The organism is Actinacidiphila sp. bgisy160, assembly GCF_965342435.1.
Lineage (GTDB): Bacteria > Actinomycetota > Actinomycetes > Streptomycetales > Streptomycetaceae > Actinacidiphila.
In genome coordinates this window covers 30,258-49,378 of sequence record NZ_CBDRCM010000025.1, presented here as the reverse complement: position 1 = coordinate 49,378, position 19,121 = coordinate 30,258, and the positions used below count along the sequence as shown (strand labels likewise).

Annotated in this window: 21 protein-coding genes and 1 pseudogene; 8 read left to right on the top strand and 14 right to left on the bottom strand. The window is 73.0% G+C overall.

The features are described 5' to 3' along the window. Window positions 1–34: 34 nt before the first annotated feature. Window positions 35–325 (top strand): annotated as a pseudogene (locus ACRWNP_RS20495) (ArsR/SmtB family transcription factor); the annotation flags it as partial. Here the strand turns inward: ACRWNP_RS20495 and ACRWNP_RS20490 are convergent. The 3 genes from ACRWNP_RS20490 to ACRWNP_RS20480 all read right to left on the bottom strand — a co-directional run bounded on the left by ACRWNP_RS20490 (window position 227) and on the right by ACRWNP_RS20480 (window position 3,893). After that, the gene (locus ACRWNP_RS20490) at window positions 227–1,639 is read right to left on the bottom strand and encodes a nucleobase:cation symporter-2 family protein (protein ID WP_431963388.1); all 1,413 of its coding nucleotides are present in this window, start codon (window positions 1,637–1,639) and stop codon (window positions 227–229) included. The pseudogene ACRWNP_RS20495 and the gene ACRWNP_RS20490 overlap by 99 nt on opposite strands. Before the next feature lie 118 nt (window positions 1,640–1,757). Beyond that, window positions 1,758–3,104: an FAD-dependent oxidoreductase gene (locus ACRWNP_RS20485; RefSeq protein ID WP_431963386.1), complete on the bottom strand. Its 1,347-nt coding sequence runs from the start codon at window positions 3,102–3,104 to the stop codon at window positions 1,758–1,760. Window positions 3,105–3,245: 141 nt separating this feature from the next. Beyond that, window positions 3,246–3,893: a DUF305 domain-containing protein gene (locus tag ACRWNP_RS20480; protein ID WP_431963384.1), complete on the bottom strand. Its 648-nt coding sequence runs from the start codon at window positions 3,891–3,893 to the stop codon at window positions 3,246–3,248. 143 nt (window positions 3,894–4,036) lie between these two features. Between ACRWNP_RS20480 and ACRWNP_RS20475 the strand changes: the two genes are divergently transcribed. After that, a complete protein-coding gene (locus tag ACRWNP_RS20475; RefSeq protein ID WP_431963477.1) occupies window positions 4,037–5,401 on the top strand; it encodes an LVIVD repeat-containing protein in 1,365 nt (454 codons plus the stop codon). Here the strand turns inward: ACRWNP_RS20475 and ACRWNP_RS20470 are convergent. The 7 genes from ACRWNP_RS20470 to ACRWNP_RS20440 form a co-directional block, all read right to left on the bottom strand. Continuing rightward, window positions 5,392–6,030: a TetR/AcrR family transcriptional regulator gene (locus ACRWNP_RS20470; protein WP_431963382.1), complete on the bottom strand. Its 639-nt coding sequence runs from the start codon at window positions 6,028–6,030 to the stop codon at window positions 5,392–5,394. The genes ACRWNP_RS20475 and ACRWNP_RS20470 overlap by 10 nt on opposite strands. Before the next feature lie 165 nt (window positions 6,031–6,195). Next, the gene (locus ACRWNP_RS20465) at window positions 6,196–6,891 is read right to left on the bottom strand and encodes an HAD family hydrolase (RefSeq protein ID WP_431963380.1); all 696 of its coding nucleotides are present in this window, start codon (window positions 6,889–6,891) and stop codon (window positions 6,196–6,198) included. A gap of 84 nt (window positions 6,892–6,975) precedes the next feature. Further along, window positions 6,976–7,509 (bottom strand): SMI1/KNR4 family protein, encoded by a 534-nt coding sequence (locus tag ACRWNP_RS20460; protein ID WP_431963379.1) that lies wholly within the window; start codon window positions 7,507–7,509, stop codon window positions 6,976–6,978. Window positions 7,510–7,645: 136 nt separating this feature from the next. Continuing rightward, window positions 7,646–8,356 (bottom strand): phosphatase PAP2 family protein, encoded by a 711-nt coding sequence (locus ACRWNP_RS20455; RefSeq protein WP_431963378.1) that lies wholly within the window; start codon window positions 8,354–8,356, stop codon window positions 7,646–7,648. Window positions 8,357–8,366: 10 nt separating this feature from the next. Then, on the bottom strand, window positions 8,367–9,305 hold the full coding sequence (locus ACRWNP_RS20450; protein ID WP_431963376.1) for a M56 family metallopeptidase: 939 nt from the start codon (window positions 9,303–9,305) through the stop codon (window positions 8,367–8,369). A gap of 72 nt (window positions 9,306–9,377) precedes the next feature. Next, the gene (locus ACRWNP_RS20445; RefSeq protein ID WP_431963374.1) at window positions 9,378–9,977 is read right to left on the bottom strand and encodes a DUF5134 domain-containing protein; all 600 of its coding nucleotides are present in this window, start codon (window positions 9,975–9,977) and stop codon (window positions 9,378–9,380) included. Window positions 9,978–10,080: 103 nt separating this feature from the next. Beyond that, complete coding sequence (locus ACRWNP_RS20440; protein WP_431963372.1) at window positions 10,081–10,986, bottom strand: DMT family transporter; 906 nt, start codon at window positions 10,984–10,986, stop codon at window positions 10,081–10,083. Between ACRWNP_RS20440 and ACRWNP_RS20435 the strand changes: the two genes are divergently transcribed. After that, a complete protein-coding gene (locus tag ACRWNP_RS20435) occupies window positions 10,985–12,445 on the top strand; it encodes a PLP-dependent aminotransferase family protein (protein ID WP_431963370.1) in 1,461 nt (486 codons plus the stop codon). The genes ACRWNP_RS20440 and ACRWNP_RS20435 overlap by 2 nt on opposite strands. 14 nt (window positions 12,446–12,459) lie before the next feature. On the opposite strand, the gene ACRWNP_RS20430 is transcribed toward ACRWNP_RS20435, so the two are convergent. Both ACRWNP_RS20430 and ACRWNP_RS20425 read right to left on the bottom strand, forming a co-directional pair. After that, a complete protein-coding gene (locus ACRWNP_RS20430) occupies window positions 12,460–12,846 on the bottom strand; it encodes a VOC family protein (RefSeq protein ID WP_431963368.1) in 387 nt (128 codons plus the stop codon). Window positions 12,847–12,896: 50 nt separating this feature from the next. Then, on the bottom strand, window positions 12,897–13,331 hold the full coding sequence (locus ACRWNP_RS20425; protein ID WP_431963366.1) for a hypothetical protein: 435 nt from the start codon (window positions 13,329–13,331) through the stop codon (window positions 12,897–12,899). 145 nt (window positions 13,332–13,476) lie between these two features. Between ACRWNP_RS20425 and ACRWNP_RS20420 the strand changes: the two genes are divergently transcribed. Both ACRWNP_RS20420 and ACRWNP_RS20415 read left to right on the top strand, forming a co-directional pair. Next, window positions 13,477–13,758: a hypothetical protein gene (locus tag ACRWNP_RS20420; protein ID WP_431963364.1), complete on the top strand. Its 282-nt coding sequence runs from the start codon at window positions 13,477–13,479 to the stop codon at window positions 13,756–13,758. Window positions 13,759–13,798: 40 nt separating this feature from the next. Then, a complete protein-coding gene (locus tag ACRWNP_RS20415; RefSeq protein WP_431963362.1) occupies window positions 13,799–14,344 on the top strand; it encodes a GNAT family N-acetyltransferase in 546 nt (181 codons plus the stop codon). 178 nt (window positions 14,345–14,522) lie between these two features. Here the strand turns inward: ACRWNP_RS20415 and ACRWNP_RS20410 are convergent, their stop codons facing one another. Beyond that, on the bottom strand, window positions 14,523–15,218 hold the full coding sequence (locus tag ACRWNP_RS20410; protein ID WP_431963360.1) for a glycerophosphodiester phosphodiesterase: 696 nt from the start codon (window positions 15,216–15,218) through the stop codon (window positions 14,523–14,525). A 228-nt stretch (window positions 15,219–15,446) separates the two neighbouring features. Here ACRWNP_RS20410 and ACRWNP_RS20405 point away from each other — a divergent pair, with 228 nt between their 5' ends. Genes ACRWNP_RS20405 through ACRWNP_RS20395 form a run of 3 tightly spaced genes read left to right on the top strand, consistent with a single transcriptional unit; the run spans window position 15,447 to window position 18,732 of the window. After that, the gene (locus ACRWNP_RS20405; protein ID WP_431963358.1) at window positions 15,447–16,865 is read left to right on the top strand and encodes a DUF6421 family protein; all 1,419 of its coding nucleotides are present in this window, start codon (window positions 15,447–15,449) and stop codon (window positions 16,863–16,865) included. A 26-nt stretch (window positions 16,866–16,891) separates the two neighbouring features. Continuing rightward, window positions 16,892–17,656 carry an SDR family oxidoreductase gene (locus ACRWNP_RS20400; protein WP_431963475.1) on the top strand — a complete coding sequence of 255 codons (765 nt, stop codon included), beginning with the start codon at window positions 16,892–16,894 and terminating at the stop codon, window positions 17,654–17,656. Beyond that, window positions 17,635–18,732 carry a threonine aldolase family protein gene (locus tag ACRWNP_RS20395; RefSeq protein ID WP_431963356.1) on the top strand — a complete coding sequence of 366 codons (1,098 nt, stop codon included), beginning with the start codon at window positions 17,635–17,637 and terminating at the stop codon, window positions 18,730–18,732. The genes ACRWNP_RS20400 and ACRWNP_RS20395 overlap by 22 nt, the downstream gene beginning before the upstream one ends. A 90-nt stretch (window positions 18,733–18,822) precedes the next feature. Here the strand turns inward: ACRWNP_RS20395 and ACRWNP_RS20390 are convergent, their stop codons facing one another. Then, a complete protein-coding gene (locus ACRWNP_RS20390) occupies window positions 18,823–19,092 on the bottom strand; it encodes a chaplin (protein WP_431963354.1) in 270 nt (89 codons plus the stop codon). Window positions 19,093–19,121 lie beyond the last annotated feature (29 nt).

Below are 19,121 nucleotides of genomic sequence, written 5' to 3'. Positions count from 1 at the left end.
CGGACGTGGTGCGCGACACTCCGCGGCGTGAACGCTGTCCGACCCCATGCGCCTGCGCGTGGTGCGGACGCCGGCGGCGCGGGGCGCGGAGGCGGCGTGCTGCGAGGTCGGACTGCCGGTCAGCAAGTCGACCTGCACCCACCACTTCCGGGTGCTGCGCGAGGCCGGGGTGATCAGCCGGACCCACCGGGGCACGTCCAGGATGAACGCGCCGCGCCGGGCGGACCTAGATGCGCTCTTCCCCGGGCTTCTGGACGGCGTCCTCGCCGCCGCCGATGGGCAGGACCGGCGGCTCGGCGGGACCGCCGTCCCCGTACGCGCCTGAACCGGAGCCCCCGGGCAGGTGGTTGAAGAGCAGGTTCAGTGCGATCGCGGTGATGCACCCCGCGCTGATCCCGCTGTCCATCACCGTCTGGAACCAGTCGGGGAAGGCGTCGTAGACCGTCGGGACGCCGACCGGGAGCAGTCCGACCGCGACCGACACGGCCACCACGGTCAGATTGCCGTTGCCGTGGAAGTCGACGGTCGACAGGGTCCGCACGCCGCTCGCCGCCACCGTCCCGAACATCACCAGGCCCGCACCGCCCAGCACAGGCGCCGGGATCGCCGCTACCACCGCCCCCAGTTTGGGCAGCAGCCCCAGCAGCACGAGGATGCCGCCCGCGGTCGCCACCACCCAGCGGCTGCGCACCCGGGTCATCCCCACGAGGCCGACGTTCTGCGCGTAGGCGGTGTACGGGAAGGTGTTGAAGATCCCGCCGAGCACCGTGGACACGCCGTCGGCGCGCAGCCCGTCCGCCAGCCGCCGCGGCTGCACGTGGCGGCCGGTCAGCTCGCCCACGGCGATGATGTCGCCGGTCGTCTCGGTCATCGTCACGAGGGCGACGACGAGCATGGAGGCGATCGCCGCGCCCTGGAAGTCCGGTGTGCCGAAGTGGAACGGCGTGCTGACCCCGACCCAGTGGGCGTCGCCGACCGCGCCGAAGTCGGTGAAGCCCAGCGGCACGGCCGCCAGGGTCCCCAGTACGACGCCCGCCAGGACCGCGATCCGCGCGACGGCCGGGGGCGCGAAGCGCTGGACCAGCAGGACGGCCACGAGCACCGCGGCCGCGAGCGCGATGTTCCGCCGCGCCCCGAAGTCCGCCGAACCCACACCGCCCGCCGCCCAGTTGCCGGCCACCGGCAGCAGGCTCAGCCCGATGATGAGGATCACGGTACCGGTCACCAGCGGCGGGAAGAACCGCAGCAGCCGCCCGAAGACCGGCGCCAGCAGGACCATGGCCACGCCCGAGGCGATGACGGCGCCGTAGATCGCGGGGAGTCCCCCGTCCTGGCCGATCAGCACCATGGGCGCGACCGCCGCGAAGGTGCAGCCCTGCATGATGGGCAGCCGGACGCCGAACCGCCACCAGCCGACGCACTGCAGCAGCGTGGCGATGCCGCACACCAGCAGGTCCGCCGTGATCAGGTAGGCGACGTCGGGCGGCGACAGCTTCAACGCATCGCCGACGATGAGCGGCACCGCGACCGCGCCCGCGTACATCGCCAGCACGTGCTGCAGCCCGAACGCGCCGAGCTGGACGGCGGGCAGGACCTCGTCGACGGGATGGACGGCGGGACGGTGCGGCGGCGTCGCCATGGGCAGCTCCTCGAACGCGGCGCGGGTGAGCGGTGGAACGATGAAGTGGTTGCCCGGGACCTTGGTGAGCGTAAACAGTCTGTGGACCGCGGAGGCAGTTCGGGGAGTCCCGCGGCTCTCAACCCGTGGGGCGAGCGGCCGCCAACAGCCCTTCCCAGTCTGAGATCTTCACGGTCGAGCGGCCCAGCGACCGTCCCAGCGCCGCCTCGGCGGCCTCGATGGCCTCCCAGCCGGTCCACTCCACCGGGTCCTGCCCCAGCGCCCGCAAGCCCTCGAGCGGATCGGCGGCCGCGGCGCCACGGGCCAGCAGCTCCCGTGCGTCGGCGACCAGGGCCGCCGCCGTCTGCTTGGCGCAGGGTCGGTTGGTGCCGATGACGCCGGTCGGCCCGCGCTTGATCCAGCCGGCCACGTACTCGCCGGGCGACGGCGTGCCGTCGCGCAGCACACGGCCCTGCTCGTTGGGCACGATGCCGAGCCGGTCGTCGAACGGCAGCCCCTTGAGAGGCACGCCGCGGTAACCGACCGACCGCAGCACCAGTCCGGCGTCGATGTCCTCCAGGACGCCGGTGCCCCGCACCCCGCCCTGCCCGTCCGGCGCTGTCCGCTCGAACCGCACCCCCGTCACGCCGTCCTCGCCGAGCACCGCCACCGGCCGCAGGAAGAACCGCAGATGGATGCGGCGGTGCCGGCCCGCCGCGGGCCGGGCGGCCCAGCCGCGCAGCACCTCCACATTGCGCCGGGCGACCGGGACGAGCCCCTGAGGATCAGCGTACGCGGGGTCGAGCGCCAGCTCATCGGGGCGGACGAGGACGTCCGCGTCGGGCAGGTCGCCGAGCTCGCGCAGCTCCTTGGTGGTGAACTTCGCCTGCGAGGGCCCGCGCCGCCCCACCATGTGCACGTCCGTGATCCGGCTGTCCGCCAGGGCCCGCAGCACTCCCTCGGGCACATCGGTGTGCCGCAGCTCCCCGGCCCCGCGAGCCAGGATGCGGGCCACGTCGACGGCCACGTTGCCGACCCCGATGACGACCGCGGAGCGGGCGTGCAGCGGGAAGCCGTCGGGAGCCTCGTCCGGGTGGGCGCTGTACCAGGAGACGAAGTGGGTGGCCGCGCAACTGCCGGGCAGGTCCTCGCCGGGGACCCCCAGGCGGCGGTCCGTCGCGGCGCCGACGCAGTACACCACCGCGTGGTACAGCCCCAGCAGCGCTCGCGGCGACAGACCGGGACCGCCGACCGTCACATTGCCCAGGAAGCGGATCCGTGGGTCCTCCAGGACCCGCCGCAACGTGCCCTGCAGAGACTTGATCTTCTCGTGGTCGGGGGCGACCCCGTACCGGACCAGCCCGTACGGGCAGGGCAGCCGGTCCAGCACATCGACGGCGACGTCCGGCACCGATTCCTGACGGGTCAGCGCCTCGGCCGTGTACACCCCGCTGGGACCTGATCCGACCACTGCCACACGCAGCACGGGCGCCTCCCTTCGGCGAGGGCTGAATTGACCTCGGCGGCCCGTTCGTCGCCCGGAACGGGCGGGATGGGCGGCCATGTCCAGCATCGCACCGAGTGACCACCCGGGGGAGGGCACCGGAGCGTGTCGCGGTGCCGGATGTCAGCCCATGGCGCGCATCCGGGCGATCTCGGCGCTCTGCTGGGCGATCACCTCGTTCGCCCACTCGCCGACCTGGACGTTGCGGCCGTGTGTGAGCTCGTCGGTGGCCATCGTCACCGCTCCGCGGTGGTGGGCGATCATCAGGCGCAGGAACTGCCGGTCGAACTCCTTGCCGCGCGCCTCGCGCAGGGCCGCCAGCTGCGCCGCGGTGGCCATCCCGGGCATCGAGGCGTGGTCGTGGCCGTGAGCGGTGCCGTGGGAGCCGCCGTTGGTCTTGAGCCAGGCCTCCATGGTGTCGATCTCCGGGCCCTGCGCGGCGTCGATGCGTGCGGCGAGTCCCCGGACCCGCTGGTCCCAGGCGTGGCTGTCGGCGAGGGCGGTCATGACAAGCGCCTGCTGGTGGTGGGCGATCATGTTCGTCACGTAGGCGAGGTCCGCCGCGTTCGGGGAGTCGTCGGGCAGGGCCTTCGCCGCCTCGTCCCTGGAGAGAGTGGTGGCCTTCTCCCCCGGTGCGCCCGGCGCGATGACCGAGGGCGCGGGGGGCGCGGAGTTACTCCCGGAACCACCGTCGCAGCTGGTCAGGGTGAGGACTAAGGAGGCGGCGAGGGCCAGCAGGGGCGGCGTCGTTACGCGATGCGAAGAAAACACCAGTGCATTGTCATCTTTTGACGCGCGCATGAGAAGGGCCATACTGCCGGGGTCCGCATGAAGTTCAATCGCGAACGGATACAAGGGAGGACGCGGTGAAGCGCTTACGTACAGCCCTCGCTCGCCCGGGACGACTGGCGGCCCTGGCGGCTGCGGCCGTCACGCTGCTCGGACTGGCGGTTCCGGCCCCCGCCACGGCCGACGGGAGCATCCCGGGTGTCGACGAGGTCGTCACGAGCGCCAACGTCGACCACCTGGTCAACATACCCAAGCAATCCCTCGCGGGATTCAACACCGACCTGGCGTTCCAGGGCAGATACGCCTTCGCGGGCAACTACGACGGCTTCGTCATCTACGACATCAGCCGTCCCACCAGTCCCAAGGTGGTCAGCCAGGTGCTGTGCCCCGGATCCCAGAACGACATCTCGGTCTCCGGGAACCTGCTGGTCCTGTCCACCGACTCCTCGCGCTCCGACAACTCCTGCGCGAGCACGAGCCAGTCCGCCGCCGAGAAGTCCTCCTGGGAGGGCATCAAGGTCTTCGACATCAGCGACAAGGCCAACCCGCGCTATGTCGCCGCCGTGGAGACCGCCTGCGGCTCGCACACGCACACCCTCGTTCCGGGCAAGCGCGACCTGTTCGTCTATGTGTCCTCCTACTCGCCCAGCGCGTCCTTCCCGGACTGCCAGCCGCCGCACGACGGCATCTCCGTGGTGAAGATCCCCCGCAGCCACCCGGAGAAGGCGGCCGTGACGGCCTTCCCCGTGCTCTTCCCCGACGGCGGCAACCCGGGCGTCCCGCCCACCGACACCCAGGCCCGGGTCAGTGAGACCACCGGCTGCCACGACATCACCGCGTTCCCGAAGCTGCGGCTAGCGGCCGGCGCCTGCATGGGCGACGGCATCCTGATGGACATCTCCGACCCCGAACGTCCGAAGGTCCTCGACCGGGTCCAGGACAACGTCAACTTCTCGTTCTGGCACTCGGCGACCTTCAACGAGAGCGGCACCAAGGTCGTCTTCACCGACGAACTGGGCGGTGGCGGCGGCGCCGAGTGCAACACCGCGATCGGTCCGCAGCGCGGTGCCGACGGCATCTACGACATCGTCCGCAAGCACGGCAAGGTCGACCTCGTCTTCCGCAACTACTACAAGATCCCGCGCCACCAGGCCGACACCGAGAACTGCGTGGCCCACAACGGGTCGCTCATCCCCGCCAAGGGCCGCGACATCATGGTCCAGGCGTGGTACCAAGGCGGCGTCTCCGTGTGGGACTTCACCGACTCCGCGCACCCCAAGGAGATCGGCTACTTCGAGCGCGGGCCCATCTCGGCCGACACCCTGACCCTCGGCGGCTCCTGGAGCGCCTACTACTACAACGGCTACATCTACTCGAACGACATCGCCAAGGGCTTCGACGTCCTCAGGATCTCCGACCGGCGCACCGACAGCGCCCGGGGCGTCCGGATAGCCGAGCTCAACGTCCAGACCCAGCCCGACTACCGCTGAGCGGTCCCGGGCAACGGCGTTCCGCCGGGCGGCAGGTCGCCCGGCGGAACGCCGAGTTCCCAGGGCAGGCCGTACCGCTGGAACATGTCGGCCCGCAGCCGCGGCAGCGGCATCGCCGCGCCCGGGATCAACTGTGCGAACACCCCGCCCATGAGCAGGGCCCGCAGCATGCGGTAGTCCTGCTCGGGGTCGGTCGAGCCCCAGGCCCGTATGGCGCCCAGCAGCAGTTCGGCCAGGCGCTGCCGTTCCTCGCACTCGCTGAACCCCTCCGTCTGGAGGATCCCGGCCATGTGCGCCCGCATGACGACCGGATGGTGCACGGGCAGCGCCAGGACGGCGTCGATCGCCCGGGCCAGTGTCTCGCGGCCGTCGGCGGGGCCGGGTTCCCGCTCAAGCGCCGCGGCCAGCTCGGTGTGCATCAGCCGGTGGGCCGCCGACTGCAGCAGCAGCCGCTTGCCGGGGAAGTAGTACGACACCAGACCGCGCGCCGCCCCGGCGCGGTCGGCGATGTCCCCGAGCGTCGTGGCCTCGAACCCGCGCTCCTCCACCAGTTCGACCGTCGCCTGCAGCAGACGCTCCCGAGAACGCCGGCGCATCGCTTCATTGACTGACGGTCGCCGAGGGGACATGCTTTACTCCTGCGTTGACTGGCTGAGAGCCAATATACTCAGAGCGGACCCCGTGTGAGTGGCATGCTCATGCGGGCGACGGGGGTGAGGTGCACGTACCCGGCGGCGCGGGGGACCGCCGGGTACCGCACTCGGTACCTCCCGGCCCGCGCCCTCACGCCCCCGTCACGCGATCAGCTCCAGCACCGGCAGCAACCCCGACGGCCGCTGCTCCACGGGCAGATGGTCCACCAGGTGCAGCGTGCAGCCCAGCGCCGCCGCCCCGCCGTCCGCACGCCGGTCGTCCCCGACCATCGCGACCCGCTCCGGCGGCAGGCCCAGCCCCTCGCACGCGATCCGGAACAGCCGCGGGTCCGGCTTCTGGATGCCGTGCTCGAAGCTCAGGACGAAGACGTCCACCAGCCCGTCGAGTCCGTGCGCGCGGAACACCGGCCGCAGGTCCCAACCGATGTTGCTCACCACCGCCACCGGCACGCCCCGGCGCCGCAACTCCTCCAGCACCTCCACTGTGTCCGGGTACGGTGACCAGGCGGCGGGCTCCATGTGCCGTTCGTAAAGCGCCGCGTGGACATCCCCCCACGGCAGCTCCACCTCCCGCGCCAGCGCGGTGAACGCCGCGCGGTGGTGCTCCGCCGACAGGTCCCTTTCCCGGTACAGCCGCTCCAGCCGTACCGGCACCCGCTCGGGCGCCGCCCCGCCCGGAAGCCCTCCGGCCCGCTCCAGCCGCTCCGCGTACGTCGCCAGCTCCTCCTCGCCGGGGGTGATCCCCCTCCGCTCCAGCACGGCGCCCAGCCAGCGGCGGGCGGGCTCGGCCCGCAGCAGGGTCCCGGAGAAGTCGAACATGCATCCCTTGATGGTCATGTCCGCCATCCTCCCCGCCCCGGCCGCCGCTACGCGGTGCACCCCGCCCTGCCGCGCGGTCCTCGCCGCGCCGGGCCCACCGGGTCAGGAGACGTCGAACCAGGGCTTGCCGGCCGCCCAGTGCCCGACCCACCCGGCGAACCCCGCGTCGAACGGGCAGGCGCCCTCACCGGTGATGTTCCATATGCGGCCGCGCTGCGGTCCGGTGACGACCAGGTGCCAGTACATGCCGCAGCCGTCCGTGCCCAGCACGATCGAGCCGTGGTCGAACACGTGGGCACGGAGCGGCGCGAGTTCCTCCTCGGGCCGGTCGTCGTCCTCCCGGAGCCACGCCGACGTCAGCGGGAAGGGGCGGCTGAGGTCACGCTCGGGACGCTCGTCGCCCCAGTCGTCCGGCAACTCCTCCAATGCCACGAGCCCGAAGTCGGGAGGCCCCTGGAAGGACCCGTCGGTAATCTCGGCGACGAGCGTCCGGTAGGGCTCGGGCAGGACGACACCGTGCCGCGCCTCGAACGCGCGGACGGCCTCCCAGCCGAGCGCCGATCCGTCGCCGTGGCCGACGTCGAAGGCCGCCCGGAGCGCGGCGAGGTCCTCGGGGGACGCGTGTTCGGTGTCCATGCCGACCATGGACACCAGCCGGTACCGACAGCGCGGGAGGGCAGTATGCGGGCTGCCCCGATCTGCCCTGAACTCGCATCAACTCCCGGCCCCGGCCGACGTGGCCGCCGACGTCACCGCGGGACCGTCCGGCGTCTCACGAGGACGCCCCGTCCGGTTCCCCGGCGCCCGTGCGCCATGGTTCGCAGAGCGCCGCCGTGCCGGCGAGGACGGCCGCCGCCGGCAGCCAGCCGCCCAGGACGTCGGAGGGCCAGTGGACGCCGAGGTAGACGCGTGTGAAGCCGACACCGGCGACCGACACGAAGGCGACGGCGCAGGCGGCCACGCGCCAGGGTGACCGGGCCGGAACGCGGAGCAGCAGCAGCCACAGCAGGGCGCCGCAGACGAGCGCGGCGGTCATCGCGTGGCCGGAGGGGAACGCCGCGTACCCGGCCGAGTCGACGGGATCCGGCCAGTGCGGGCGTTCCCGGCCGACGAGGGCCTTGGTGGCCTGCTGGAGGACCAAGCCGAGGGTGCCGGCCAGCAGCAGCCACACGGCCTGGCGGTTCTCGCGCCGCACGAGCAGCCACACCACGGCCGCGAGCAGCAGCAGACGCATCGTCAGTGGATCCCAGACCCAGTCGGTGAGGACGCGGTTGAGCCGGGTCCAGCCGGAGTGCCGTACCGCGACGGCGTGCAGGGCCACCGCGATGCGGCGGTCGGCGGCCAGCAGCGGCCCCCAGTGCGCCACGACGAGTCCGAGCAGCAGCAGGAAGGCGGCGGAGGCAGCCGCGCACTGGCTCAGGCACGCGGTGCGCAGGGCGCGGTCGGCGTCCCGGACGTCGGAGGGCGCGGGCGGGGCATGCATGCAGCCGAGGCTACGTGAGTGCGCCGATTCCCGGGCCGAAGGCCACGAGCAACGGCACGACCGGGATCAGCAGCGCGCACGCGGACGCCCGGGCGCGGCCGAGGCGGGTGAGGCGGGGCGCGGGGTCCAGCAGCCGGTTGACGCGCACCGGGACCTGCGCGCCCGGTGCCGGGCAGGGGCCGAACACGCCGCGGTCCTCGTTGAGTTCCACCAGGGCCAGGGCCGTGGTGAGCCGCCCGAAGCGGCGTGAGGCGATGTCGTCGGCGGCGAGTTCGACGAGCCGGTGCACCTGGTCGCGGAACGCGGCGAAGACCGGCACCTGGGGGAAGCCCGAGGCCAGCGCGCCGGCGCAGTGCAGGAGGACGTCGTGCCGGGCCCGCGCGTGGCCCTGCTCGTGGGCGAGAACGGAGTCGAGCTGACGTCCCTTCAGTCGGCGCAGCGCGGCCGTGGTGATGACCAGTTGCGGTCGCGGCCCGGTCAGCCACCAGGCGTCCGGGCGGTCGCTCTCCAGGACGACCAGCCGCTCGTCCGAGGCGGCGGCCTCGCCGGGCAGCCGCGGCGAGCGGGCCCGCAGTTCGGCGCGGCGCGTCCGCTGCCGCGCGCGGGCCCTGCGGACCTCGCGGGCGAGCATGGCCGCCGTCCAGGCACCGCCGCAGGCCAGCAGGGCCGCCAGGTAACCCGCCCACGGGCCGTAACCGGGTAGCTCGTACGCGTCGACGACGTCATGGGGAGCGAGGGCGAACAGCCCTTCGCGCAGCCAGGTCCACGTGGCGGAGGCGCTGAGTGCCATGGCCAGGAACAGGCACAGCAGGACCGCGCCGACCACGCACTGCCAGACCCACAGGGCCAGCACCGGTTCCCGCTCGGGCCAGACGGCGTGGGTGAGCAGGCGCGGGGCCGTGGCGGCCGCCACCGCACCGAGCAGGAGCAGCACGAGCGGGACGGTCATGCCGCCACACTATGAGTGCGTCACTCCGCACGGGTACGGTCTTCTACGGGAAAGTGACGCGCCTCACTGCCGTCACAGGGTGAGGAGCATCGCGAACATCCCTATCGCCATGGACACGCGGCACGCCGACGCCAGTTCGGGCGCGTGCGCCACCGGCACGACGCCTCCCGCGGCCACCGAACCGGTCGCCGTCACGGTGGCGGGGGCCGACACCAGGCGGACGCCCGCCGCCAGGACGTATAGCGCGAAGTACGCCAGCAGCAGCCCGGTCGCCGCGGGCGTGCCCGCCTGGGCGTGACCGGCGTGGGCCGTGCCCCCTGCGGCACCCGCGGTACCCGCCTCGGCCATGGCCACCGCCATGTAGACCATCGCCCCCGCGCCGACCGCGTGGTGCAGATGGTGCGCGCCGTGCCGGGCCAGCAGCAGCGCGCGCACCGCGGCCGCGCCGAAGACCAGGCCGAAGGCCGCGGCGGCCCACTGTGGCGGGTCGAGGACCGAGACCGGCACCGCCATCACGGCCATGCCCATCCCCATCAGCGCCTCGGCACGCGCCATCCGGCGCACGTCGGGCCCGGTGCCCGGACACCCGCGTCGGGTGCGGGACAGGCAGTACGCCCCCGTGGCGGCGCCGAGCACCACGAGCAGCCAGGCCACCAGCGGCGGTCCGTGCATGAGCGGCCCTCCTTCGGCTCCTGCCCGGAGGATGCCCGGGCCCTGCGGCGCACACTCCAGCGCACGGGCGTACCGGGGGAGCGCGGCGGGGCTGTCACCGGCCTCAGCCGCGGGCCCTTTGGGTGACGGCCACGCAGACGAGGACCGCCAGAGCCGCGGGCGCGGTCAGCGCGCCCAGGTCCTCGCCGAGCAGCGCGGCCGCCCAGACCAGCGTCAGCAACGGCTGGGCGAGTTGCAACTGGCTGGCACGCGCCACGCCGATGGCGGCCATGCCCCGGTACCAGACCATCAGCCCGAGGAACTGGGACACCACCGAGACCCAGAGCAGCCCCGCCACCGCCTGCCCGCCGGGGTGCAGGGGCTCGAGCGTGAGCGCCACCGCCGCCGCGGGCACCGTCAGGGGGAGCGCGCCGACCAGCGCCCACCCGATGACCTGCCAGCCCGGCATGACCGAGGCCAGCCGCCCGCCCTCGACGTAACCGGCGGCGCAGACCAGCAGCGACGCGAAGAGGAAGAGGTCACCCGTGGTCAGGGCGCCGCCGCCCTGCCACAGGGCGAAGCCCGCCACGACCGCCCCGCCCGCGACGGCGGCCGACCAGAACAGCCTCGAGGGCCGAGTCCCGACGCGTACGGCGGCCAGCACGGCGGTGACCAGCGGCAGCGCCCCCACGACGACGGCGGCGTGCGAGGTGTCCGTGGTGCGCAGCGCCAGGGTGGTCAGCAGGGGGAAGCCCAGGACGACGCCGAGCGCCACGACCGCGAGCCCCGCCCAGTGCCGGCGGTCGGGCAGCGGCACCCGCGCCGCCGCGAGGCACGCGGCCGCCACGGCCGCCGCCAGCACGCCCCGGACGGTCGTGGCCGTCCAGGGGCCGAACCCCATGAGTGCCCACTGCGTCGCGGGAAAGGTCAGCGAGAAGGCGGCGACGCCCAGCCCGGCGAGTGCGGTGCCGCCCGTACGGCCGCCGACCGCTATCGGCGGAGCTGCAGTAGCGCTATTCTGTGCTGTCATGAACAACGGTAGCAGTTCCGGAAATCTCGCGGAAGCCCTGCGCGATGAGCTTCAGTGCTACTCGCCAGGCGAGAAGCTGCCGTCAAGCCGTGTCCTTGTCGAGCGTTTCGGCGTCAGCCCGGTCACGGTCTCGCGCGCACTCGCCGCCCTCGCCGCCGAGGGGCTGCTCGTCACCCGCCCCGGCGCGGGCGCCTACCGTGCCCAGCGTGCCGCCGGCGGCCCGCGTGCCGTCGACACCTCCTGGCAGCAGGTCGCGCTCACCGTGGAGGAACAGCACGGCGAATCCGTGCCCAGGGTCGTCGACGCCTCCGGCGTGACCGCCAGCCTCGCCGTCCCCCCGCCCGGGGTCATCGCTTTCAACGGCGGCTATCTGCACCCCTCGCTCCAGCCGGGACAGGCCCTCGGGGCCGCGCTCGCCCGGGCCGCCCGCCGCCCCGGCGCCTGGGAGATGCCCCCGCTGGAGGGTCTGACGGCGCTGCGCGCCTGGTTCGCCCGCGAGGCGGGCGGCCCCGGCGGCGCCCTCGGCCCCGCCAACGTGCTGGTCACCGCGGGCGGCCAGGCCGCGCTCACCACCGCCCTGCGCGCGCTCGCCCCGCCGGGCTCGCCGGTGCTGGTCGAGTCGCCGACGTACCCCGGCGCCATGGCCGTCGCCCGCGCGGCCGGACTGCGTCCCGTGCCCGTCCCGGTGGACGACGACGGCGTACGCCCCGACCTGCTCGCCGACGCCTTCGCCGCCACCGGCGCACGGGTCTTCTTCTGCCAGCCGCTCTTCCAGAACCCCACCGGCGCCGTCCTCGCCGCCGACCGCCGCCGGCGGATCACCGAGATCACCCACGCCGCCGGGGCCTTCCTCGTCGAGGACGACTTCGCCCGGCGCCTCGGCCACGGCGCCGAGCCACCTCCGCCCCTGGTCGCGGACGATCCGTACGGCACCGTCGTCCACGTCACCTCGCTGACCAAGCCCACCTCGCCCAGCCTGCGCGTCGGCGCGCTCGTCGCCCGCGGCCCGGTCATGGAGCGGTTGCGCGCCATCCAGATCGTCGACAGCTTCTTCGTGCCGCGCCCCCTCCAGGAGGCGACCCTCGAACTCGTCGGCGCCCCTGCCTGGCCCCGCCATCTGCGCGCCGCCTCCGCGGGCCTGCGCAACCGCCGCGACGCGATGCTCTCCGCGCTTCACCGCGAACTGCCGGGCCTGGCCGAGGCCTTCCGTGTCCCCGTCGGCGGCTACCAGCTCTGGCTCCGGCTCCCGGACGGCACGGACGAGTCCGCCCTCGCCGCCGCCTCGCTGCGCGCCGGCACCGCCGTCGCCCCCGGCCGTCCCTACTTCGCCGCCGAGGCCCCGGCCCCGTACATCCGCCTGAGCTTCGCCGACACCAGCGGCACCGAGGAGATCGCCGAGGGCGTCCGCCGGTTCGCCGTGGCCTGCGCCGAGACCGGTGTGGCAGGAGCGGACCGATGAGCGGGACCCAGGTCCTACGGCCGGTACCGCAGCGGGTGATCCGCGGGGACCTCCACCACGCAGATCCGCACGCCGTCGGGGTCCTCGATCCACATCTCGACGAGCCCCCACGGCTCCCGCACGGGCTCCCGCACGACGCGGACCCCGCGTCCGGCGAACCGCCGGTGGCACTCCGCCACGTCCTCGACCTGAAGCCAGAGCTGGAGTCCCGGGGCGGGCGGCCCGTCGGCGTGCCCCGAGACCTCCAGGAAGCCTCCGCCCAGGAAGAACACGGTGCCGCGCTCCTCCCAGGGCCCGAACTCGCGGTAGACCGCCAGACCCAGGTCGTCCTGGTAGAAGGCGCGGGACCTTTCCAGATCCGTCGGCCGGAGCAGGATCCTGCTGCTCAATACGTTCGTCACGGGCCCGAAGCTACCCACGCGACGCCGGGAAAACCGGCTGACACGGCGCCTCAGGCTGCGCGAGGCTGCCCCGCATGGACCACGGACCCGGCGCGATCGCCCCACTGCTGCGGATCTGCACCGGCTGCGGCGCCGAGGCCGGCTATCACGCCGGCGTGTGCGTCATCGACGGCGTCCTGCACTGCGGTGTGGAGGGTGCCTGCGAGGCCTGCGGGTCCGGCGAGGTGGAGTGCGGGCGCGACGAGGTCCCCGCGCACGTCAGCGCCGCCCTGATCGCCGCCCACGGCGAGGTGGTGCTGCGCGGCGAGTCGCTGCCCGGCGCCGCGGGCGCGCGTGCGCTCAAGACGGTCCGCGAGGTTTTCGGCGTGCCGCTCGCCGAGGTCCGCGGACGGTTGCGCGCGCTCGCCGGGGGAGGGCGAGCGGGGCACGGAGCCGCAGACGGCGCTGCTGGCCGCCCGCCTGAGGAAGGGCGGGTTCGCCGTCACGCTGGAGGCCGGTCAGCCGCCCACGGGCGAGGAGCGCTCCGTGCCCACCGCGCCAGGGCATCGCTGGCCCGCCAATCCGGCGGCCCACGGCCACCCCGTTTATGCCGCCGCGCCCGCCCGCGTCGGCCGCGGCAGGGGCCGTCAGGTGCGACTCGTCCCGGGGAGCCTGCCCGAGGAGTTGCGCGAACCGCTCGCGGACTACCTCGCAGGGGGCCGGATCCTCGTGATCGCCGTGAGCCACGCCCCGGATCCCCTGGCCGAGGGGCCGTACGAGTACGTCCGCCCCGGGCGGGCCACCGACGGCACCTGGACGTGGGACCTGGCCTGGGAGCAGGGGGTCCGGCGGCGCGGCTGCGCGCCGCCCGAGGAGTTCGTGCGGCATGTGGAGGCCAGGGGCTTCGTGCCGCCTCCCGGCACGACCGGCTAGCCTCGGATCGAGCCGCCGCCGCAGAGAGGACGCCCTCGCCATGGAGACCGCGCAGCCCGTCGCCCGCCCCGTCTTCCGTACCGCCACCCGGGAGGACGTCCCCGCGCTCGTCGCGCTGATCGAGTCGGCGTACCGCGGCGAGTCCAGCCGCACCGGGTGGACGACGGAGGCGGACCTGCTGGAGGGGCAGCGCACCGACTCCGAGGGCGTGGCGGCCGTCATCGAGGGCGACCGCAGCCTGATCCTCGCGGTCGAGTCGGACGGCGCCGTCGTGGCCTGCTGCCAGCTGGAGAACCGCGACGGGCATGCCTACTTCGGCATGTTCGCCGTGCGCCCGGCCCTGCAGGGCGGCGGCATGGGCAAGCTGCTGCTCGCCGAGGCGGAGCGCCTGGCCCGTGAGGAGTGGGCGGCGGACGAGATGCACATGACCGTGATCACCCAGCGCGAGGACCTGATCGCCTGGTACGTGCGTCGCGGCTACGCGCGGACCGGGCGCACCAGCCCCTTCCCGTACGGCGACGCGCGGTTCGGACTTCCCACGCGCGACGACCTCGCCTTCGAGCTGCTGGTCAAGAAGCTCGGCTGACGGCCGCCTCAGAGCCGGCCGGCCTCTTCGATCCGCGACAGGAAGCGCCGGGTGCGCTCGTGCGCCGGCGGGGGCGCCGAAGACGTCGGCGGTGCCGCGGTCGGGCACCACGCCTTGGTGACCGGGTCCCGCATGCCGGACCGAACGGCTGTGTCGGACGTGTTGCGGGGCCGGCGGGTCACCAGTCGGTGAGACCGCCCTCGACCGCCCGCTTGACGGCCGGCATGTCGGTGACGACGCCGTCCAGGCCGAGGGCCCGCGACAGCGCGAGGTCGGCGGGGGTGTTCACGGTCCAGGCGATCACCGAGATGCCCGCGCGATGGCACTCCTGCACCAGCGCCAGGCTGATCCGCCGCAGGCTCAGGCTGACGAGCTTCGCGCCGACCGCGTGGGCCCGGGTGACGATCTCCGAGCCCATGGGGCCCTGGGCGACCAGCACGGTGCGGACGTCGGGCAGGCGCTCGCGGATCTCGGCGAGCGCCTCGTCGTGGAAGGACAGCACGTCGACGCGCTCGACCAGGTCGCGTTGGCGGATCAGCTCGGCCAGCACGCGGGCCGCGGCGACGTCCTTGATCTCGGCCTGGATCGGCTTGCCGACCGCGTCCAGCACCTCCTCGAACACCGGGATCCGCTCGCCGTGGCCCGCGTCCAGCTCGCGGAGCTCGTCCAGGGTGAGGTCGCCGATCAGCCCGGAGCCATCCGTGGTGCGGTCGACCTTCACGTCGTGCATGACGATCAGGGCACCGTCCTTGCTGAGGTGCAGGTCGAGCTCGATCTGGTCCATGTCCTCACGTTCGGCGCGGACGAAGGAACGGAGGGTGTTCTCGGGCTCGACGCCCATGACACCGCGGTGGCCGACGGTGAGAAAGCTCAAAGGGGAATCGCTTCCGTGCTGGGTGCTGCGGGTGATCGGCGGACACCGGCAGCCTAACGGCCCCTTGCGGCGCAAGGCCGAACGCCGAATGAACGGCGCGGCCGCCCACAGGAAGATCCTCGGTCCGGGACCCTTTCAGCGGAAGAATCTCCTCCGGCTCCACTTGAACGGGAGAAGCTGCCGTATATACGGTGAGCCGACAAGAGGTTCTTCAGCGAAGGAGGGGTCATGACGGAAATTCTGTCGCCGGTAGCGGCATCGATGGACAGCGCAGCCACCAGCGAGACCGGTGTGTCCGGCGGCGGCATTGTCCGGCACCCGGCGTGGGCGGTCCTGAAGCAGGCGGTGGAGGAGATCCGCCCCTGGCAGAGCAAGGACGGCTCGATCGACTTCTCCGCGGAGGGCGCGCCCGAGCGCACCGCCGTCGAGAGCGCACTGGAGCGCGTGGTCCGCGCCGTCGAGGACCTCTCCCCGCTCGTACCGCACGACAAGGCCTACCACGAGGCCCTGGTCGTGGACCTGCGCCGCTGGGCCGAGGGCGGCTTCGCGGTGCCCGACTTCCTCGACTCGCTGCTGACCTTCCACCCGGCGGCCGACCGCCAGGACGGGCTGGAGCACCTCGTGGTGTTCCCGATGTACACGCAGAACGGCAACCCGGACCGCAACCTGGAGGCCGTCGCGCTGCGCGTGGTCTGGCCGGAGTGGCTGTCCGAGCTGGAGCGCACCCGCTACGACAACCCCCTCTTCGTGCCGATCACCTTCGAGGACTTCACCCCCGGGTACGACACGAACTCCGCGGTGCTCTTCCCCGAGACCGTCGCCGTCCGCGAGGCGCCCGAGCGCTTCACCTGGGGCGGCATCTTCTGCGACCGTGAGGCCGCCCGCTTCCGCGCCGTGAGCCGCGCCGCCGTGGACACCCTGGGCCTGGAGCTCCCCGAGGACGCCGTCGAGCTCCTCGGCGACCAGGACCTCAGCCAGCAGACCTTCACGCTGTGGGACATGATCCACGACCGCACGCACAGCCACGGCGACCTGCCCTTCGACCCCTTCATGATCAAGCAGCGGCAGCCGTTCTGGATGTACGGTCTGGAGGAGCTGCGCTGCGACCTCACGACCTTCAAGGAGGCCGTGAAGCTGGAGGCCGAGGGCCACGGCATGGGCCGCTACGTCCAGTACGCGATCCTCTTCGACCGGCTCTTCCGCTTCCCCGTCACCGGCGACCGCGTCCGCAACTACGACGGCCTCGGCGGCCAGCTGCTCTTCGCCTACCTGCACAAGCACGACGCCGTACGCTGGACGGACAACAAGCTCCACATCGACTGGCAGCGCGCCCCGCAGGTGACCAACCAGCTGTGCGCCGAGATCGAGACGCTGTACCGGGACGGCATCGACCGACCCAAGCTCGTGCACTGGTTCGCCGCCTACGACCTCGTCGCGGGCTACCTCTCGCCGCACCCCGGTTCGGTCTGGGCCAAGGGTCCGGAGGCCCTGGACCTCGACCAGCCGCCGCGCAAGCTCGTGGACGACGTGCTGCCGGACGAGTTTCCGCTCAGCATGTTCTACGAGGCCCTGGCCAAGAAGCTGCGTGATGTGATCGCCTCGACCAAGGGCATCACGGCCCACGGCACGGGCCAGGTGGCCGCGTGACCGATTCAGGCGAGGAGGCGGCGGAGATGACGGAAGCCAACGAGGCGGCCAGGGGACCCCTGGCCGGAGCCGTGATCGCGGTGGCGGGAGCCGGTGGCCCCGCCGGACGCGCGACACTGCAGCGGCTCGCCCGTGCCGGCGCCTGGGTCATCGCGGCGGACGCCAACGCGGAGCGGCTCGCCGAGGCCGTGGACCTGGCCCGCTTCGACGCCGGCGGCGCCGGGATCACGGGTGACATCGTCGACCTGCTGGACCTGGAGGCCACCCGTGAGTGGGCGGGCCGTATCGAGAAGGAGCACGGGCGCATCGACGGCATGGTCCACCTGGTCGGGGGCTGGCGCGGTTCGGCCTCCTTCCCGGAGACGGACCTCGCGGACTGGGACTTCCTGGAGAAGCTGCTGATCCGCACCGTCCAGCACACCTCGCTGGCCTTCCACGACGGCCTGCTCTCCAGCCCCTTCGGGCGCTATGTGCTGATCAGCGCCGCCGGGGCCTCCCAGCCCACCGCGGGCAACGCGGCGTACGCCGCGGCCAAGGCCGCCGCCGAGGCCTGGACTCTGGCGATGGGCGACTCCTTCCGCAAGCTCGCGGGGGAGCAGGGCCCGACCGCCGCCGCCACCGTCCTGGTGATCAAGGCGCTGGTGCACGAGCAGATGCGCAAGGAGCGCCCGAACGCCAAGTTCGCCGGCTTCACCGATGTGACCGACCTGGCCGACGCCATCGCCGACGTATGGACCCGGCCCGCCGAGGAAGTGAACGGAACCCGCCAGTGGCTGACACCCCGCCCGTGACCGCACACCCGACCGACGCGGTCCGGCACCACGACCCCGAGGTCCGGGGCTTCGCCAGCGACAACTACGCGGGCGTCCACCCCGAGGTGCTGGCGGCGGTCGCGCTCGCCAACGGCGGCCACCAGGTCGCCTACGGTGAGGACGAGTACACCGCCCATCTGCAGGAGGTCTTCCGCGGCCACTTCGGCCCGCGGGCCGAGGCCTTCCCGGTTTTCAACGGCACCGGCGCGAACGTCGTGGCCCTCCAGGCGCTGACCGAGCGCTGGGGCGCGGTGATCTGCGCCGCCTCCGCCCACATCAATGTGGACGAGGGCGGCGCCCCGGAGCGGATGGGCGGCCTCAAGCTGCTCACCGTGCCCACCCCGGACGGCAAGCTCACCCCCGAGCTGATCGACCGGGAGGCCTGGGGCTTCGACGACGAGCACCGCGCGCAGCCGCAGGTCGTCTCCATCACGCAGTCCACCGAACTGGGCACCTGCTACACGCCCGAGGAGATCCGCGCGATCTGCGACCACGCCCACGAGCGGGGCCTGGCCGTGCACCTCGACGGCTCGCGGATCGCCAACGCCGCGGCCACCCTCGGGGTGCCGCTACGCGAGTTCACCACCGACGCCGGTGTGGACGTGCTCTCCTTCGGCGGCACCAAGAACGGGCTGCTGCTGGGCGAGTGCGTCGTGGTGCTGAACCCGGAGCGGGTGCGGGCCATGAAGCACCTGCGGAAGCTGTCCATGCAGCTGGCCTCGAAGATGCGCTTCGTCTCGGTGCAGTTCGAGGCGCTGCTCGCCGGTGACCTGTGGCTGCGCAGCGCCGGCCACGCCAACGCGATGGCCAGGCGCCTGGAGACGGCCGTCCGCGCCGTCGAGGGCGTCGCCGTCGTCCACCCCGTCCAGGCCAACGCGGTCTTCGCGCGGTTGCCGCGAGAGGTCAGCGAACGGCTGCAGAAGCGTTACCGCTTCTACTTCTGGGACGAGTCGACCGGCGAGGTGCGCTGGATGTGCTCGTTCGACACGACCGAGGAGGACGTGGATTCCTTCGCGGCGGCGCTGGCCGAGGAAATGGCCGCCCATTCCGGCTGAATCCGCCTTCTCCGCAAAGCCCGAGGGGCGTACGGGATTTCCCGTACGCCCCTCGGTGCGTCATTCCGTGCCCCTCGTGGGGGCGCCGTCTCACGCGTTGACGCAGGCGTTGCCGAACGCGGGGTTGTGCAGCGCGAAGATGTTGACGGTGTTGCCGCACAGGTTGATCGGCACGCTGACCGGAACCTGGATGACGTTGCCGCTGGCCACGCCGGGTGAGCCGACGGCATCTGCCTGCGCCGAGGCACCGCCGTGGTCGTAGCCGCGACCGTGGTCGGTCGCGCCGGCGGCGCCTGCGGCACCCAGCACGGTGGCGCCGGCGACAGCGGTCAGGGCCGCGGCCTTCGCGATGCGCATCATTCGTTCTCCTTTTGGAAGATCGCTCTGTG

Excerpts from the sequence above, each read along its gene's own strand:
- ACRWNP_RS20490 (WP_431963388.1), bottom strand. The coding sequence starts at position 1,639 with ATGGCGACGCCGCCGCACCGTCCCGCCGTCCATCCCGTCGACGAGGTC.
- ACRWNP_RS20470 (WP_431963382.1), bottom strand. The coding sequence starts at position 6,030 with ATGTCCCCTCGGCGACCGTCAGTCAATGAAGCGATGCGCCGGCGTTCT.
- ACRWNP_RS20465 (WP_431963380.1), bottom strand. The coding sequence starts at position 6,891 with ATGACCATCAAGGGATGCATGTTCGACTTCTCCGGGACCCTGCTGCGG.
- ACRWNP_RS20460 (WP_431963379.1), bottom strand. The coding sequence starts at position 7,509 with ATGGACACCGAACACGCGTCCCCCGAGGACCTCGCCGCGCTCCGGGCG.
- ACRWNP_RS20455 (WP_431963378.1), bottom strand. The coding sequence starts at position 8,356 with ATGCATGCCCCGCCCGCGCCCTCCGACGTCCGGGACGCCGACCGCGCC.
- ACRWNP_RS20450 (WP_431963376.1), bottom strand. The coding sequence starts at position 9,305 with ATGACCGTCCCGCTCGTGCTGCTCCTGCTCGGTGCGGTGGCGGCCGCC.
- ACRWNP_RS20445 (WP_431963374.1), bottom strand. The coding sequence starts at position 9,977 with ATGCACGGACCGCCGCTGGTGGCCTGGCTGCTCGTGGTGCTCGGCGCC.
- ACRWNP_RS20435 (WP_431963370.1), top strand. The coding sequence starts at position 10,985 with ATGAACAACGGTAGCAGTTCCGGAAATCTCGCGGAAGCCCTGCGCGAT.
- ACRWNP_RS20440 (WP_431963372.1), bottom strand. The coding sequence starts at position 10,986 with ATGACAGCACAGAATAGCGCTACTGCAGCTCCGCCGATAGCGGTCGGC.
- ACRWNP_RS20415 (WP_431963362.1), top strand. The coding sequence starts at position 13,799 with ATGGAGACCGCGCAGCCCGTCGCCCGCCCCGTCTTCCGTACCGCCACC.
- ACRWNP_RS20405 (WP_431963358.1), top strand. The coding sequence starts at position 15,447 with ATGACGGAAATTCTGTCGCCGGTAGCGGCATCGATGGACAGCGCAGCC.
- ACRWNP_RS20400 (WP_431963475.1), top strand. The coding sequence starts at position 16,892 with ATGACGGAAGCCAACGAGGCGGCCAGGGGACCCCTGGCCGGAGCCGTG.
- ACRWNP_RS20390 (WP_431963354.1), bottom strand. The coding sequence starts at position 19,092 with ATGATGCGCATCGCGAAGGCCGCGGCCCTGACCGCTGTCGCCGGCGCC.